The organism is Bradyrhizobium sp. CCBAU 51765, assembly GCF_015291725.1.
Classification (GTDB): Bacteria; Pseudomonadota; Alphaproteobacteria; order Rhizobiales; family Xanthobacteraceae; genus Bradyrhizobium; species Bradyrhizobium liaoningense.
In genome coordinates, this window is record NZ_CP030038.1 from 6620688 (window position 1) to 6636140 (window position 15453).

The 15453-nt window shown below is 64.9% G+C and carries 11 protein-coding genes; 7 read left to right on the plus strand and 4 right to left on the minus strand.

Annotated features, from left to right (window positions below; translation table 11 throughout):
• Positions 1 to 19: 19 nt before the first annotated feature.
• Positions 20 to 2170, plus strand: a complete 2151-nt coding sequence (locus XH96_RS31260) for an adenylate/guanylate cyclase domain-containing protein (protein WP_194389380.1) — start codon at positions 20 to 22, stop codon at positions 2168 to 2170.
• Between the two features lie 80 nt (positions 2171 to 2250).
• Here the strand turns inward: XH96_RS31260 and pobA are convergent, their stop codons facing one another.
• Positions 2251 to 3423 carry a 4-hydroxybenzoate 3-monooxygenase gene (gene pobA, locus XH96_RS31265; RefSeq protein ID WP_194389381.1) on the minus strand — a complete coding sequence of 391 codons (1173 nt, stop codon included), beginning with the start codon at positions 3421 to 3423 and terminating at the stop codon, positions 2251 to 2253.
• Positions 3424 to 3473: 50 nt separating this feature from the next.
• Here pobA and XH96_RS31270 point away from each other — a divergent pair, with 50 nt between their 5' ends.
• Both XH96_RS31270 and XH96_RS31275 read left to right on the plus strand, forming a co-directional pair.
• A complete protein-coding gene (locus XH96_RS31270; protein ID WP_194389382.1) occupies positions 3474 to 4379 on the plus strand; it encodes a helix-turn-helix domain-containing protein in 906 nt (301 codons plus the stop codon).
• Positions 4380 to 4731: 352 nt separating this feature from the next.
• Positions 4732 to 5343: an NYN domain-containing protein gene (locus XH96_RS31275; RefSeq protein WP_194389383.1), complete on the plus strand. Its 612-nt coding sequence runs from the start codon at positions 4732 to 4734 to the stop codon at positions 5341 to 5343.
• Positions 5344 to 5365: 22 nt separating this feature from the next.
• Here the strand turns inward: XH96_RS31275 and pcaG are convergent, their stop codons facing one another.
• The gene (gene pcaG / locus XH96_RS31280; protein WP_194389384.1) at positions 5366 to 5992 is read right to left on the minus strand and encodes a protocatechuate 3,4-dioxygenase subunit alpha; all 627 of its coding nucleotides are present in this window, start codon (positions 5990 to 5992) and stop codon (positions 5366 to 5368) included.
• A 3-nt stretch (positions 5993 to 5995) separates the two neighbouring features.
• Complete coding sequence (gene pcaH / locus XH96_RS31285; protein ID WP_194389385.1) at positions 5996 to 6784, minus strand: protocatechuate 3,4-dioxygenase subunit beta; 789 nt, start codon at positions 6782 to 6784, stop codon at positions 5996 to 5998.
• Positions 6785 to 6881: 97 nt separating this feature from the next.
• Between pcaH and XH96_RS31290 the strand changes: the two genes are divergently transcribed.
• The 3 genes from XH96_RS31290 (at position 6882) to XH96_RS31300 (ending at position 10728) form a co-directional block, all read left to right on the plus strand.
• Positions 6882 to 7808: a LysR family transcriptional regulator gene (locus tag XH96_RS31290; RefSeq protein ID WP_194389386.1), complete on the plus strand. Its 927-nt coding sequence runs from the start codon at positions 6882 to 6884 to the stop codon at positions 7806 to 7808.
• A 72-nt stretch (positions 7809 to 7880) separates the two neighbouring features.
• Positions 7881 to 9185 carry a nicotinate phosphoribosyltransferase gene (gene pncB, locus XH96_RS31295; RefSeq protein ID WP_028178239.1) on the plus strand — a complete coding sequence of 435 codons (1305 nt, stop codon included), beginning with the start codon at positions 7881 to 7883 and terminating at the stop codon, positions 9183 to 9185.
• Between the two features lie 238 nt (positions 9186 to 9423).
• Positions 9424 to 10728, plus strand: a complete 1305-nt coding sequence (locus XH96_RS31300; RefSeq protein ID WP_194389387.1) for a GGDEF domain-containing protein — start codon at positions 9424 to 9426, stop codon at positions 10726 to 10728.
• 15 nt (positions 10729 to 10743) lie between these two features.
• On the opposite strand, the gene XH96_RS31305 is transcribed toward XH96_RS31300, so the two are convergent.
• A complete protein-coding gene (locus XH96_RS31305; RefSeq protein WP_194394334.1) occupies positions 10744 to 11364 on the minus strand; it encodes a TetR/AcrR family transcriptional regulator in 621 nt (206 codons plus the stop codon).
• 677 nt (positions 11365 to 12041) lie between these two features.
• Between XH96_RS31305 and XH96_RS31310 the strand changes: the two genes are divergently transcribed.
• Positions 12042 to 15446 (plus strand): acyl-[ACP]--phospholipid O-acyltransferase, encoded by a 3405-nt coding sequence (locus XH96_RS31310; RefSeq protein ID WP_194389388.1) that lies wholly within the window; start codon positions 12042 to 12044, stop codon positions 15444 to 15446.
• Positions 15447 to 15453: the final 7 nt, after the last annotated feature.

Consider the following 15453-nt stretch of genomic DNA (forward strand, 5'->3'; position numbering starts at 1 on the left):
GCGGCTCCGCGAAGGCGCGATGCGGCGGATCGGCAGGCGGGACATCGTTGCGACGATCCTGATTGCGCTCCTTGCGGGCGCGGTCTTCACGTCACCGCCGCTTCAGGCGCTGCAAGGTCTCTCCCTCGACATCCTCACGGCGCTGCGCGGCAAGGTCATTGGCGATCGCCGTGATCCCGCCACCTCGCCCGTCGTCGTGGTGGCGATCGACGGAGAGACCTACGACACACCGCCCTTCAAGGGATCGCCGACGCAGACCTGGACGCGCGAGATCGGCCGGGTGCTCGGGAGCATCGCCGAGGGCGGGGCCAAGGTGATCGGCTTCGACGTCATCTTTCCGAGCTCGATCGAACAATCCGAGATTTCCTTTGGCGACGCGCCGCTCGGCACGCGGATGAAGGGCTTTGACCGGGACTACCTGATAGCCCTGCGGCAGATCTCCGACACCGGCAAGCTGGTGCTCGGCGAAATCCTGAGCAACGACCACCCGGAGAGGCCCTACCGCGCGCAGCAGCTGGCAGTGAAGAACAACATCCGCGCTCTCAACGTCCATACCGACCCCGACGACGTGGTCCGGCGGATGCCGCTGAGTTTCTCCATCGATGGCAAGCCGGTGCCCGCGATGGCTGTCGAACTCGCCGCGCGGGCACTCGGCGCCAAACCCGAGGTCGGCCCATCCGGCGTGGTGGAGTTGTCCGGCTATGCGATTCCCAGCGCGGTGCCCAACACGCTGACGCTCAACTTTCGCGGCCTGGGCCGCGACGTCCCGACCTATTCTTTCGCCGACCTGCGCGCCTGCGCCGAGAAGGGCGATCGCGATTTCTTCCGCCGCGGCTTCGACGGCAAGGTGGTATTGCTCGGCACCATCCTCAATTTCGAGGACCGCAAGCTGACCTCGATGCGATTGTCCGGTGGTTATGACGGCTCGCCCGCGCCACGATGCGCCCTGCCCGCCCGCGCCGGCACTGCGCAGCAGGCCCGTAGCGACATCGCGGGTGTGTTCGTGCACGCCGCTGCGGTCCGAAATCTGATCGAGCAAGACGCGGTGACCGAGCCCGGCTTTGCCGCGCGGACCGTTCTCACGATTGCGCTCGCGGCGATCATCGCCTGCGCGGCCTGCATGCTTGCACCGGTCGGCGCGGTGATCGCCTGGCTCGCCGTCATCGCCGTTTACGCAGCCTTCGCCGTCGGTGCGTTCGTGCATGCGCTGGCGCTGCCTCTTGTCGAACCGGCCCTGGCAAGCCTCGCCGCGCTGGCGATGATGATCGGCTACCGGTTCGTGCTGGCCGATCGCGACGAGCGCTTCCTCCGCAAGAGCTTTGCCTATTATCTCGCGCCCGAGGTCATCGATACCATGGTGGCGTCCGGCAAGATGCCGGCGCTCGGCGGCGAGATGCGCAACGTCACGATGTTCTTCTCCGATCTCAGCGGCTTCTCCTCGATCGCGGAGACCATCACGCCGGTCGAGCTGGTCACGCTGATGAACGAATATCTCTCCGCCATGACCGACATCATCGAAAGCCACGGCGGCTACGTCGACAAATATATCGGCGATTCCATCGTCGCCATGTTCGGCGCGCCGGCCGACGATCCCGCGCACGCGCGCAACGCGGTTCGTGCCGCGCTGAAGTGCCACGAGAAGCTGGCGGAGCTCAATGCCGGCCATCCCGCCTTCGCCGGCCACGGCCTGTCGCATCGCATCGGAGTCAACAGCGGCGAAGCCGTGGTCGGCAATATCGGCTCGCGGCGCCGCTTCAATTACACCGTGATGAGCGACACCGTGAATGTCGCCTCGCGGCTCGAGGGCGCCAACAAATATTACGGCACCGCGATCATGGCGTCGGAAACCACGATGGCGCAGACGGACGACACCTTCGCCTGGCGCGAGCTTGATGCGATCAGGGTCCAGGGGCGCGGCGAGGCGATCAGGGTGTTCGAGCCGCTGGCGGAGAAGGACGCCGCGAGCGACGAGCAGACCAAGGTTGCCGCGGCGTATGCGGAAGGGCTGGCGTGCTGGCGGGCGAGGGAGTTTGCAAAGGCGGCTGATGCGTTCGACGGCGTAGCGAAGATCGATCCTGCGTCAGCTCGGTTCGCCAAGCGTGCGAAAGTGCTGACGGAGACTCCGCCGCCGCCGGATTGGACACCGGTCAATACGCTGGAAGGAAAGTAGCGCGGCTCACCAAGTGCGCCTTCTTCCCCTTTCCCCCTGTGGGAGAAGGATGGCAGCACTCATGTTAGCGAGATCATTCCCTAGAACGGCAGCCCTACGTAATTCTCCGCGAGCAGGCGCTGCGCCGTCTCGGACGAGAGCAGATAGTCCAGCTCCGTCTGCTGAAGCCGGTCCTCGTATTCGAGCCGGTCGGGAAAACGGTGCAGCAGCATCGTCATCCACCATGAGAAGCGTTGTGCCTTCCAGATCCGCGCGAGCGCCTTGGCGGAATAGCCTTTGAGACCGGAATCGTCGCCGCCCTGATAGTGCGCGAGCAGGGCGTGGTAGAGATAGTAGATGTCGGAAGCGGCGCTGTTCAGCCCGCGTGCGCCGGTCGGCGGCACGATGTGGGCCGCATCGCCGGCGAGGAACAGCCGGCCATAGCTCATCGGCTCGGCGACGAAGCTGCGCAGCGGCGCGATGCTCTTCTCGATCGACGGTCCCGTGATCAGGCGGCCGGCGACCTGCTCCGGCAGGCGGCGCTTCAGCTCGGCCCAGAACGCATCGTCGCTCCAATCCTCCACCTTGTCGGTCAAAGGCACCTGGATGTAGTAGCGGCTCAGCACCTGCGAGCGCAGCGAGCAGAGCGCGAAGCCGCGATCGTGCTTCACATAGATCAGCTCGGGCGACACTGGCTTGGTGCGCGACAGCACCCCCAGCCAACCGAACGGATAGACCTTCTCGTATTCGCGCAGCACGTCCTTCGGGATCGACCTGCGGCTGACGCCGTGGAAACCGTCGGCGCCGACGATGTAGTCGCAATCGATGCGGATCGTTTCACCGTTCGAGCGATAGGTCACGTAGGGCCGGTCCGACGTCAGATCATGCGGTGTCACATCCTCGGCATTGTGCACGACCTTGCCGCCAAGCCGGTCGCGCGCCTCATAGAGATCGCGCGTCAGCTCGGTCTGGCCGTAGACCAGTACCGAATTGCCGCCGGAATGCTTGTGCAGATCGATCTTGGAGAGCACGCCGTCATGGGCGATCTCGAAGCCCTGGTGGATCTCGCCCTCGCGGTCCATCCGCTCGCCGCACTGGGCCTCGCGCATCAGCTTCGCAAAGCCGTGCTCGAGCACGCCGGCACGGATACGGGCGAGCACGTGATCGCGGCTGTATTTCTCCAGCACGATTGTGTCGATGCCCTTCAGGTGCAGAAGCTGGGACAGCAACAACCCGGACGGCCCACCGCCGATGATACAGACCTGAACTTTCATTTTTGCATCCTCCCGTCGGCACTTTTTTGCAGATTAGGCGCTGCAAACCGATGGAGGGTTTTGCCTTTGTCTTGTACTATTCGAACATGAGAAGAACAGCCCCTGCCCCTGCGATCCGGGTCTACAATCTGTTCGGCGAGTCCGGCGATCTGCCCGACGTCGTGCATTGCGAGACGATCGCGTCGCGCTCGGTGCTGCACGACTGGACCTTGGCCGTGCATCGCCATGCCCGGCTGCACCAGGTCCTGCTGATCGAGCGCGGCGGCGGCGAGGCGACGCTCGACGGACGCCTGGTGCCCTTGAGGCCGATGCAGATCGTCAACGTGCCTGTCGGCCACGTCCACGGCTTCCGCTTCGTGCCTGATACCCAGGGCTGGGTGCTGACCATCGCGGCGGAAATTCTGGATGAGGCGCTGCTCGCCGCCGAGGGCCTGCGCGGTGCGCTGTCGCGATCGGCCGTGGTGCGCGGCACGCCGCAGATCCGCGCCACCATGAAGCAGATCTTCGCCGAACACGCCGCCCGTGATTTCGGCCGTGCGCACGTGCTGCGGGCCTTATCGTCGGCCATGATCGGGCTCGTGGCCCGCGCGCTCACGAGCGAGAGCGGCGGCAACGGCACGGCGGAAAGCGGACTATTCCGCCGCTTCGAGGCGCTGCTCGAACAGCACCATCTGGAGCGCTGGAGCGTTGCGGACTACGCAGGCGCGCTGTCGATCACGCCGACCCATCTCAACCGGATCACGCGGGCGGCAACCGGCGACACAGCCTCGCATCTGATCCTCAACCGGCTGATCCGCGAGGCGCGGCGCAACCTCGTCTACACCAACCTGCCGGTCTCGACGATCGCCTACGCGCTCGGTTTCGAGGACCCCGCCTATTTCAGCCGCGTCTATGCCGCCGCCACGGGACTGTCGCCGCGCGCGTTTCGTGCGCAGTTGCATGACGGCGAAGGCTGAACCATCGGACGAAAGACCACGCGCGCTGATGGTCGGAGGCCACGCCGCAGTCGCGTTGGTTGCCGGCGCGCCCTACTTACCTTCGTATAAAGAGTCCCATCCTTTGGATAGAGGCCCTTTACCTCCGTACAATTGAGCGGCGAATGCGCGCGCCTTAGCGTGACTGCATTCAGCGCCCTGGCGCTGGTGGCATGGAACCTCCCTAACCTCGGCGCAAGGCGGCTGCCCCTGTCCGGTCGTCTGCGCCGCCTTTTCAGCAAGCCATCGGCGCCTTCAGTATTTTCCGGCCGACACATCGCGCCATTTCGGCTGGATCCGTCAGCTTTCGTGTCGAACTCGGGATTTGTGCATAATGTCATCGTTTGGGAAGATCGCGCTCTTTATCGATGGCTCCAATCTCTATGCCACCTCCAAGGCGCTCGGCTTCGACATCGATTTCAGGCGGTTGCTCAGCGAGTTTCAAACCCGGGGTACGCTGCTGCGCGCCTTTTACTACACGACCATCGTCGAGGATCAGGAGTTTTCGTCAATCCGCCCGTTGATCGATTGGCTCGACTACAACGGATACACCGTCGTCACCAAGCTCACCAAGGAGTTCGTCGACGCCACCACCGGCCGCCGCAAGGTGAGGGGCAGCATGGATGTCGATCTTGCCGTGAGTGCGATGGAACTCGCCGAACACGTCGATCAGATCGTGCTGTTCTCGGGCGATGGGGACTTTCGGTCGCTGGTCGAGGCCCTGCGACGCCGCGGTGTCCGCGTGACGGTCGTCTCCACACTCTCCACTCAGCCGCCCATGGTCGCCGACGACCTGCGCCGGCAGGCGGACGTGTTCATCGACCTGGCAGACCTGAAACCGAAAGTGGGGCGCGTTCCGGTCGACCGGCCGGGATCGCGCGAGGTACGGCAGCCACCGCAATTCCTCGCGCGCGGATCCATCAATCGGAGCGACCGGGTGGAATGAACCGGGGACGGCCGCCGGCACCTCAGACGTCGAAGAACACCGTCTCCTCCGGCCCCTGCAAATTGATCGTGAAGGAATACACGATCTTGCCGGCGCGCTCGCTGCGCGTTGCGATCAGCGTCTTGCGGCGGGTCGGCTGCTCGATCAGGTTGAGCACCGGATCGACGGCGTTGGCCGCCTCTTCGTCCGAGAAGTAGAGCCGCGTGTTGAGGCCGATGTTGATGCCACGCGCGACGACCCAGACATTGATGTGCGGTGCGCATTTGCGGTCCGCCTTGTCGGTGATCGCGCCCGGCTTGATGGTCTCGAAGGTGACGAGGCCGCTCTCGAAGTCGGAACCGGCGCGGCCCCAGCCACGAAACTCCGGCTCCAGCGCGCCCGCCGAGCGATCGGCCGGATGGTTGTAGCGCCCAGCCGCATTGGCCTGCCAGATCTCCAGCAGGACGTCGCGCAGCGGCGTGCCGGTGCCGTCGAGCACCTTGCCTTCCAGCGTGATGCGTTCACCTGCAGTGTTCGGCGTCACCAGCACATTGGAGAAGTTCTTCTCGAAAATGTCGAAGCCGGCCATCGCCGGGATCAAGCCGATATGGACGTAGGGCCCGGCCGTCTGCGAGGCGGTTTCCTTGAGATAGTTGAGCGGCTGCGGCATGGCTCAGTTCCCCTCGGTACGATTTTCGAAATAGGTGGAGCGCTGGCCGCGCAGGACAATGTCGAAGCGGTAGGCGAGCGAATCGAACGGCGTGGAGGCGTTGAGGTCGAGCGGCGCGACGAGGCGGTCGAGCGCATCCTTGTCCGGGATCGTCGTCAGGATCGGGCAGACCGGGATCAAGGGATCGCCCTCGAAATACATCTGCGTAATCAGCCGCTGCGCGAAGCCCGAGCCGAACACCGAGAAGTGGATGTGGGCCGGGCGCCAGCTGTTGACGTAGTTGCGCCAGGGATAAGGACCCGGCTTCACGGTGCGAAAATAATAGTAACCGGTCTCGTCGGTCAGCGCGCGGCCGCAGCCACCGAAATTCGGGTCGATCGGCGCCAGATACGTGTCCTTCTTGTGCCGGTAGCGGCCGCCGGCATTGGCCTGCCAGAACTCGACCAGCGTGTTCGGAACGCCCCGGCCGGTCTCGTCCAGCACGCGGCCGTGCACGATGATGCGCTCGCCGACGGGATCGCCGTCCTTGGCGTAGTTGCGGATCAGGTCATTGTCGAGCGGGCCGAGATCATTGTGCCCGAACACCGGCCCCGTGATCTCCGAGACCGAGTTCTCCAGCGACAACAGCGCCTGGCGCGGCGAGCGCAGCACCGAGGATTTGTACCCCGGCGCATGCGCCGGCGGATGGATGGAACGGTCACGCTGGAAGAAGCCGCCGTCGCCGAGCGGCGGCGTAAAGGGCTCGGGACGATTGAGGCGGGGATCCCGCAAGGCTGGCGCCTGGGCATTCATCGGCGTTGTCTCTCCCTGTGGCGCCCCGGGATCCGGGCGCGCGGCTTGTCGGGAGATCATGGATCGATCTATTCTCAAGATAAATAGATCGATTATAATGAATTCCATGAAGGAAATCGATCATTTGGCCCTCGACGGCCACGCTCTCGAGCTGTTCCTCGCCGTGCTGGAGGAAGGTTCGGTGACAGCGGCGGCGACACGGCTCGGCCTGACGCAATCGGCGGTCAGCCACGGGCTGAACAAGCTGCGGCGGATTGCCGGCGATCCCTTGTTCGCCAAATCCGGCCGCGGCATCGTCGCCACAGCGCACGCCCAGGCCCTCGCCGCGAAGGCGCGCGCGTTGATCGACGAAATGCGCAGCTTTGCCGGCGGCGTCAGCTTCGCGCCGGCGCAGGCCCAGCTGTCGCTGACGATCGCCGCCAACGACTTCCAGCGCGACCTGCTGCTGCCACGGTTCTTCGGTCACGTCGCCGGGCAGGTGAAGAGCCTGAACCTGCGCGTGATCCCCTCGCAATCGCCTTCGCCCGCGATGCTGCGCGAGAACCGCTGCGACCTCCTGATCACGCCCCTGCCGCCGTCCGGCGTCGACATCGTGCAGAAGCGGCTGCTGAGGGATCACTATGTCTGCTATTACGATGCAAAGGTGCGGGCTGCGCCTGCCAGCCGCAACGCCTATCTCGCGGCGCGTCACATCACCGTGGTCTACACCGACAACGAGCGGCTGGACTTCGACCGCCGGCTGGCAGCGAACGGGCTTCACCGCGACATCGCGATCTCCGTGCCGAGCTTCTCCGGCGTGCCGTCCTTCCTGCGCGGCTCGCAGATGCTTGCGAGCATGCCGAGCCTGCTCGCGCCCGGTGTGATGCGCGGTTTCGCGCAAACGCCGATACCGCTGGCGTCCCGCACGCGAACGCTGGCCGAGCTGCCGATGTTCATGGTCTGGCACCAGCGCTATCAGAAAGACCCGGCCCATCGCTGGATCAGGAGCCAGCTCGAGACTGTCGCGGCGACGGCCGCCGCCTGAACGACCAGCCGCAAATCCTGATTCCCGCCAAACCCACTGGTTGCGCAAGGGGAGCCACGCTAAAATCCCCCCATGACAGTGACCGACATTGCGAGCCGGACCTACAATCACAGCTGGCGGCTGGATCCCATCATCCGCAGCCTGCTTGATACCGACTTCTACAAGCTATTGATGTTGCAGATGATTCGGGAAGACTACCCGGATCAGCAGGTGACCTTCTCGGTCATCAACCGCTCACGCCATGTGCGGCTTGCCGAGATCATCGACGAGGGCGAGCTGCGCGCCCAGCTCGATCACGCCCGCACCATCCGCTTCAGCAAGAAAGAGCTGATCTGGCTTGCCGGTAACACCTTCTACGGCAAGACCCACATGTTCTCGGCCGACTTCATCCGCTGGCTGGCGGAATTCCGCCTGCCCGAATACGAGCTGCGGAAGGTCGACGGCCAGTACGAGCTGCATTTCCACGGCCCCTGGACCCACACCACGATGTGGGAGATTCCGGCGCTGGCCATCCTCAACGAGCTGCGCTCGCGCGCGGCGATGAAAGGCCGCGGCCGCTTCGAGCTCGACGTGCTCTACGCCCGCGCCAAGGCCAAGCTTTGGACCAAGGTGGAACGGCTGCGCAAGCTCGAGAACCTGCGGCTCTCCGACTTCGGCACCCGCCGCCGTCACGGCTTCCTCTGGCAGCGCTGGTGCGTGGAGGCGGTGAAGGAAGGCCTGGGCTCGTCCTTCATCGGCACGTCCAACGTGCTGCTCGCGATGGACAACGATCTCGAAGCGATCGGCACCAACGCGCATGAGCTGCCGATGGTCGCGGCCGCGCTCGCCAGGGACGACGAGGAATTGCGTTGGGCGCCCTACCGCATTCTCGACCAGTGGCGACAGACCTATGGCGGCAATCTCCTGATCGCACTGCCCGACGCCTTCGGCACCAAGGCCTTCCTGCGCGATGCGCCGGAATGGGTCGCCGACTGGACCGGCTTCCGCCCCGACAGCGCGCCGCCGATCCAGGCCGGCGAGGAGATCATCGCCTGGTGGGACAAGAAGGGCCGCAACCCCAGGGACAAGCTGCTCGTCTTTTCCGACGCGATGGACGTCGGCTCGATCGAGGAGACCTACCACCACTTCACCGGGCGCGTGCGACTCTCCTTCGGCTGGGGCACCAACCTCACCAATGACTTCGTCGGCTGCACGCCGGACGGCTCGTTCAACCTCGACCCGATCTCGCTGGTCTGCAAGGTCTCGTCGGTCGACGGCCATCCGGCCGTCAAGCTCTCCGACAATCCGGAGAAGGCGACCGGCCTTCCCTCGGAGATCGAGCGTTACCTGCGCGTGTTCGGCGACGCGGGCCGCGTACGCAAGCCGGTACTGGTCTAGCCGACCTCCCCTTGATCAGGTGAACCGCGCACGACGAATGCGCTGCATCGGCTCGCCGATGCCGCGCCGGTCCCGGTTCGCCGGCATTTGAAGCGATTTGCGGGCGCCTGCTTCACGACGGCTTCACCCTGCGACGGAGTCCTCAGCACCATTCAGGTCGAGTTAAGCAACCATCCCGTCTACTTGGCGTTGCAGGCGCAACGCTCCGTTGGGATCGTTGATCGACTTGGGGAATAAGGTGTTTCGCAAAACAGCGACGTCGGTGGAGGGACATTGCTTCCTTCACGTCATCAAGCTCGTCTCGCCTTTCGTGATGGTCGTCATGCTCCAGGCGGCGATCGCGGGATTCAGCCTCGAGGTGATGTCGTCGGTCCGCGCCTATGTCGCGGGCGAAGCGCTATGGTCGCGCTCGCAGAAGAATGCCGTCTACTTCCTCAATCGCTACCTGCATTCGGGCGAGGCCAGCCAGTTCGCGCAGTACCAGGCCGCGCTCGCCGTTCCCATCGGGGACGAGTTCGCGCGCTGGGCGCTCGAACGCGATCCGGTCGACGTCGAGGCCGCCCGTATCGGCTTTCTCCAGGGCGGCAACCATCCCGATGACGTACCAGGACTGATCTGGCTGTTTCGCTACTTCAACCGCGTCAGCTTCTTCCAGGACGCGATCCGCGAATGGGCGGCCACAGATCCCATGCTGCTGGAGCTGAGCGTGTTCGGCGAGTTGATCCGCTCCGAGCTGGAGAACGGTCCCATTCAAGACAGCCGCCTGCAGTTCCTGTCGTCGCGGCTCTCGGAGCTCAATACCCAGTTCACGGTGCATGCCAAGCGTTTCTCCGCCGTCCTCAGCGAAGGCTCCCGCACCATCAAGGTGACGCTGACTTGCATCAACATCGTCACCGCCGCGGCGCTGATCCTGCTTCTGATCTGGCATACGCGGCGGCTGGTGCTGCAACGACAGGCGTTCGAAAACGCCCTGCATGCCGAGACACAACGCCTGGCCTGGCAGGCATCGCACGACTGGCTGACCGGCCTGTCGAACCGTCGCGCCTTCGAGGCGCGCCTGCAAAGCGAGCTGGACAATGCCGCGGCGGGTACGCTGGGCCTGATCCTGCTTGACCTCGACCAGTTCAAGGGCGTCAACGATAGCTGTGGCCACCTTGCCGGTGACCGGCTTCTCCGCGATGTCTCGCGCCTCCTGCAACAGGGCCGGCACCCGCGTGATCTGGTGGCCCGGCTCGGCGGCGACGAATTCGCCCTGATCCTACCGCAATGCTCGCCCTTGGAGGCCATCGACATCGCCGAGCGTCTGCGCAGGTCGCTCGAGCTGCTCAGTTTCGCCTGGGACGATCGTTGCTTTGTGGTGACCGCGAGCATCGGAGTAACCTGCATCGTCGACCGCAACATCACGCTCGAGGATGCGATGCGGCGCGCGGATGCTGCCTGCTATCGCGCCAAGGAAAAGGGACGCAACCGCGTTCAGGTCGAGAGTGGAAGCCTTGGCGCCGTCGCCGTCGCAACCCGCCCGCGCGAAGCTGCGCGCGCCTGACGCGGCTCGCTGCTGTCAGCGCTGGGGCAGAATCCCGAGCCCTCCGAGATGCACGTCGAGGAATTGTTCGATCTGCTGGCGCAGCATCTGCGGCGGCACGGCCACCATGCGCTCCTCGAGGCCGAGCGAGATGATGCCATGCACGGCGGAAAACAGTGTGCGCGACAGCAGCGCGATCTTCACGTCATCCGCATCCGGCAATAGCCGCACCAGGGGTGGATGCATCAGCGCAAAGGCATCCATCACCATCTGAAGGATGTCGTCCGGATAAGGTCGATCGTCCTCCATCCGATGCTCGAACAAGGAGCGCAGCAGATTGGCGTGTCCTGCAAAGAAATCGAGATAGGTCTCGGCAAGCCCATAGAGCTGGCGAACCGGATCCTCGGCGGGAACGCCTCGCAGCCGCGCCGTGAGCGCCTGAACCGTCTCCCGATTGACGGTCAGGATGACCCCGTCGAAGTCGCCGAACTCGTTATAGACGCTGCCGACCGAACAGCCGACAGCCTCGGCAACATCCCGAACCTTCAATGATCTCAGCCCCTTAGCTGCGATAATGCCGCGGGCGATCTCCAGGATCTGGCGCCGCCGCCGGCTTTTTTTCTGGTCGCGCAGCGATTCTTCTTGAACATTGTTCATTTTCAAGCTACTCATATGAACATTGTTCAATTTAACTCGGAGACCTGCGAAATGCAAACCCTCGCTGTTGATATCGCCTCCACCTTCGTCGATGACGCCACGGCTCTCGTGACCGGCCTCGGCCGGGCCGCCCTCAAGGTCGTGATGGCGCCGATCGATCGCATCGCCAATGCCTGCGACATTGCCGGCGTGCTTGCCGAGCGCCGCGCGACCTTGCGGATGTGGCGGACGAACCGCGCCCGAGCCCGCCACGAGCGGCGCCGGTTCAGCCTGCTCGGTCGCTTCTCGCCGTTTCGGCACCTCGCCCATCTCACCTGAGACGCAGCCGGCACGTTCCGATCGGTTCGAATGCAAGAGCCGGTTACAATGTTGGACTCACCATGCCCCGACATTCGCGCCAGACAGCGCGGCCCTCGGCGATGCGGTTCAGCTTTTCCTCATTGCCCGGCGCGATATCCGGGCGAGCGCGGCCGCCCCGCCCGAGCTCGACGCGGCCTCGACCAGATATTTGCGAACCTGACGAGACCACTTGGAGACCAACAGGATCAGAGGACTGGGGGGACAGTGCAGGCGGCGATGTCGTTATCCTGCACGCGTTCGTCCCAAATGCCTTCCGACCTGACCGTCTCACCGGCAATTCAACAATCTCAAACTGTATTTCCAAGGCAGGACTAGTCATGATCAGGGAATTGATGTCGTCACGCCGCTTCGCGCCGCTGTTCTGGGCGCAATTCTTCTCGGCGCTCAATGACAACGTGCTCAAGAATGCGCTCGTCATCATCCTGCTTTACAGTGCAGCGACGGGCCACGGCGATGCCCTGGTGACGATCGCAGGCGCCGTCTTCATCTTTCCCTATTTCATCCTGTCGGGCCTCGGCGGCCAGCTCGCCGACAAATACGTCAAATCCGTCGTCGCAAGGCGGCTCAAGTTCGCGGAGATCTTCGCCGCCGGCTTTGCCGCTGCCGGCTTCTTTCTGCATTCGGTGCCGCTGCTGTTCGCAGCGCTGGCGCTGTTCGGCGTCATCGCCGCCCTGTTCGGCCCGGTGAAGTACGCCATGCTGCCGGACCAGCTCGAACTCGGCGAGCTCGCGACCGGCAACGCGCTGGTCGAAGGCGCCACCTTCATGGCCATCCTGCTCGGCACCGTCGCCGGCGGCCAGTTCGTGGCCGGCTCCGCGCATATGGGCTGGGTCGCATCGGCCGTTGTCGTGCTGGCCCTGATGTCCTGGGCCTTCGCCGCCCGCATTCCCGCGACCACGCCCTCCGCGCCCGATCTGCCGGTCGACGCCAATCCCTGGACCTCGACGCTCGGCCTGCTCAGGACGCTCTACGCCGACCACCGGCTGTGGGACGGCACCGTGATCGTCTCATGGTTCTGGCTGGTCGGCGCCATCGTGCTGTCGCTGCTGCCGGCGCTGGTCAAGGACGTGGTCGGCGGCACCGAGAGCGTGGTGACGCTGTGCCTTGCGATCTTCGCGATCGGCATCGCCATCGGCTCGCTGTTCGCCGCAAGCCTGAGTCACGTTCGCCCGAACCTCGCACTGGTGCCGATCGGCGCCATCATCATGGGATGTGCCGGCCTCGATCTCGCCTGGGCCATCGGCGTGACTGCCAAGGCTCAGGACCTCACTGCGGCCGGCTTCGCGACCTCGTTCGCGGGCCTGCGCATGCTGGCCGACTTCGTCGCCTTCACATTCGGCGGCGGCCTGTTCGTCGTTCCGTCCTTTGCCGCGGTCCAGGCCTGGTCGGCGCCGTCCGAGCGCGCCCGGATCATCGCCGCCGGCAACGTGCTGCAGGCCGCCTTCATGGTGGTCGGCTCGCTGTTCGTCGCGCTGTTACAGGCGGCCGGTCTCCATATCGGCTGGATCTTCTTCGGCCTCGGTCTCGCCAGCTTCGGCGCGGTGTGGTTCGTCCTGACCAAGTGGGGCAAGGAAGGCGTGCGCGATGCCGGCGGGCTTCTGTTCCGCGCGCTGTTCCGCACCGAGGTCCGCGGGCTCGAGAATCTGCCGCCTCCGGGTACGCGCATGCTGATCGCGCCCAACCATGTCAGCCTGATCGACGGCCCGCTGCTGCACGCCGTGCTGCCGATCGACGCGAGCTTCGCGGTCGATACTGGCATCGCCAGGGCCTGGTGGGCCAAGCCGTTCCTGCGCGTCGTCAAGCACTACACCATGGATCCGACCAAGCCGCTGGCCGCGCGCGACCTGATCAAGCTCGTCGCCGCCGGCGAACCGGTGGTGATCTTCCCGGAAGGACGCATCACCGTCTCGGGATCGCTGATGAAGGTCTATGACGGCACCGCGATGATCGCCGACAAAGCCGACGCCGTGGTCGTGCCGGTTCGCATCGAAGGCGCGCAGCGCTCCTATCTCAGCTATCTCAACAGCAGCCAGATCAAGCGGTCGTGGTTTCCGCGCGTGACGGTCACCATCCTTCCGCCGGTCAAGCTCCCGGTCGACGAAACGCTCAGGGGCAAGGCGCGCCGCAATGCCGCCGGCGCCGCGCTGCAGGACGTGATGATCGACGCGCTGGTGAAGAACGCCATGCTCGATCACACCCTGTTCGAAGCACTCGGACACGCCTATCGCGACCGCGACACCGGCAAGGTCATCATCGAGGACGCGCTCGGCACCAAGCTGACCTATCGCAAGCTGATCCTCGGCGCGCAGGTGCTGAGCCGCAAGCTGGAGAGCGGCACCGCAATCGGCGAGAATGTCGGCGTGCTGCTGCCGAACTCGGCGGGCGTTGCCGCCGTCTTCATGGCGCTGCAGAACATCGGCCGGGTGCCGGCGATGCTCAACTTCTCGGCCGGCCCGGTCAACGTCCTCGCCGCCATGAAGGCTGCGCAGGTCAAGACCGTGCTGACCTCGAAGGCCTTTATCGAGAAGGGCAAGCTCGACAAGCTGATGACCGCGATCTCCACCGAGGCGCGAGTCGTCTATCTCGAAGACGTCCGCGCTTCGATCGGTGCCGTCGACAAGATCAAGGGCCTGCTCGCCGGCACCGCGCCACGCGTGTCCCGCCAGGCCAGCGATCCGGCCGTCGTGCTGTTCACCTCGGGCTCGGAAGGCACGCCCAAGGGAGTCGTGCTGTCCCATCGCAACATCCTCGCCAACGCGGCGCAGGCGCTGGCGCGCGTCGACGCCAATGCCAATGACAAGGTGTTCAACGTGCTGCCGGTGTTCCACTCGTTCGGGCTGACCGGCGGAATGATGATGCCGATGCTGGCGGGCATCCCGATCTACATGTACCCTTCGCCGCTGCACTACCGGATCGTGCCCGAGCTGATCTACCAGACCGGCGCGACGATCCTGTTCGGCACCGACACGTTCCTCACCGGCTATGCCCGCTCGGCGCACCCTTACGATTTCCGGACCCTGCGCCTCGTCATCGCCGGCGCCGAGGCGGTCAAGGACCGCACGCGGCAGGTGTTCATGGAGCGCTACGGCATCCGCATTCTCGAAGGTTACGGCGTCACCGAGACGGCGCCGGTGCTGGCGATGAACACGCCGATGGCCAACCGTCCCGGCACCGTCGGCCGCCTGTCGCCGCTCATGGAAAGCCGCCTCGATCCGGTCCCCGGCATCGAGGACGGCGGACGCCTCTCGGTACGCGGCCCGAACGTGATGCTCGGTTACCTCAGGGCCGAAAATCCCGGCGTGCTCGAAGTGCTCGCCGAGGGCTGGCACGACACTGGCGACATCGTGGCGATCGACGGCGCCGGTTTCATCACCATCAAGGGCCGTGCCAAGCGCTTTGCCAAGATCGCGGGCGAAATGGTTTCGCTGTCCGCGGTCGAAGCCATCGCGACCGCGCTGTGGCCGCAGGCGGCCTCCGTCGCAGTGTCGATCCCGGACCAGCGCAAGGGCGAGCGCATCGTCTTGCTGACGACACAGAAGAACGCCGAGCGCAGCGCGATGCAGGCTCAGGCCAAGGCGATCGGCGCCTCCGAGCTGACGGTGCCTGCCACGATCATGGTGGTCGACAAGGTGCCGCTGCTTGGCACCGGCAAGACCGACTATGTCACGGCGACGACTATGGCCCGCGAGCAGGCGTCTCCGCCAGAGCGTGAGGTGGCGTAAGAGGTTC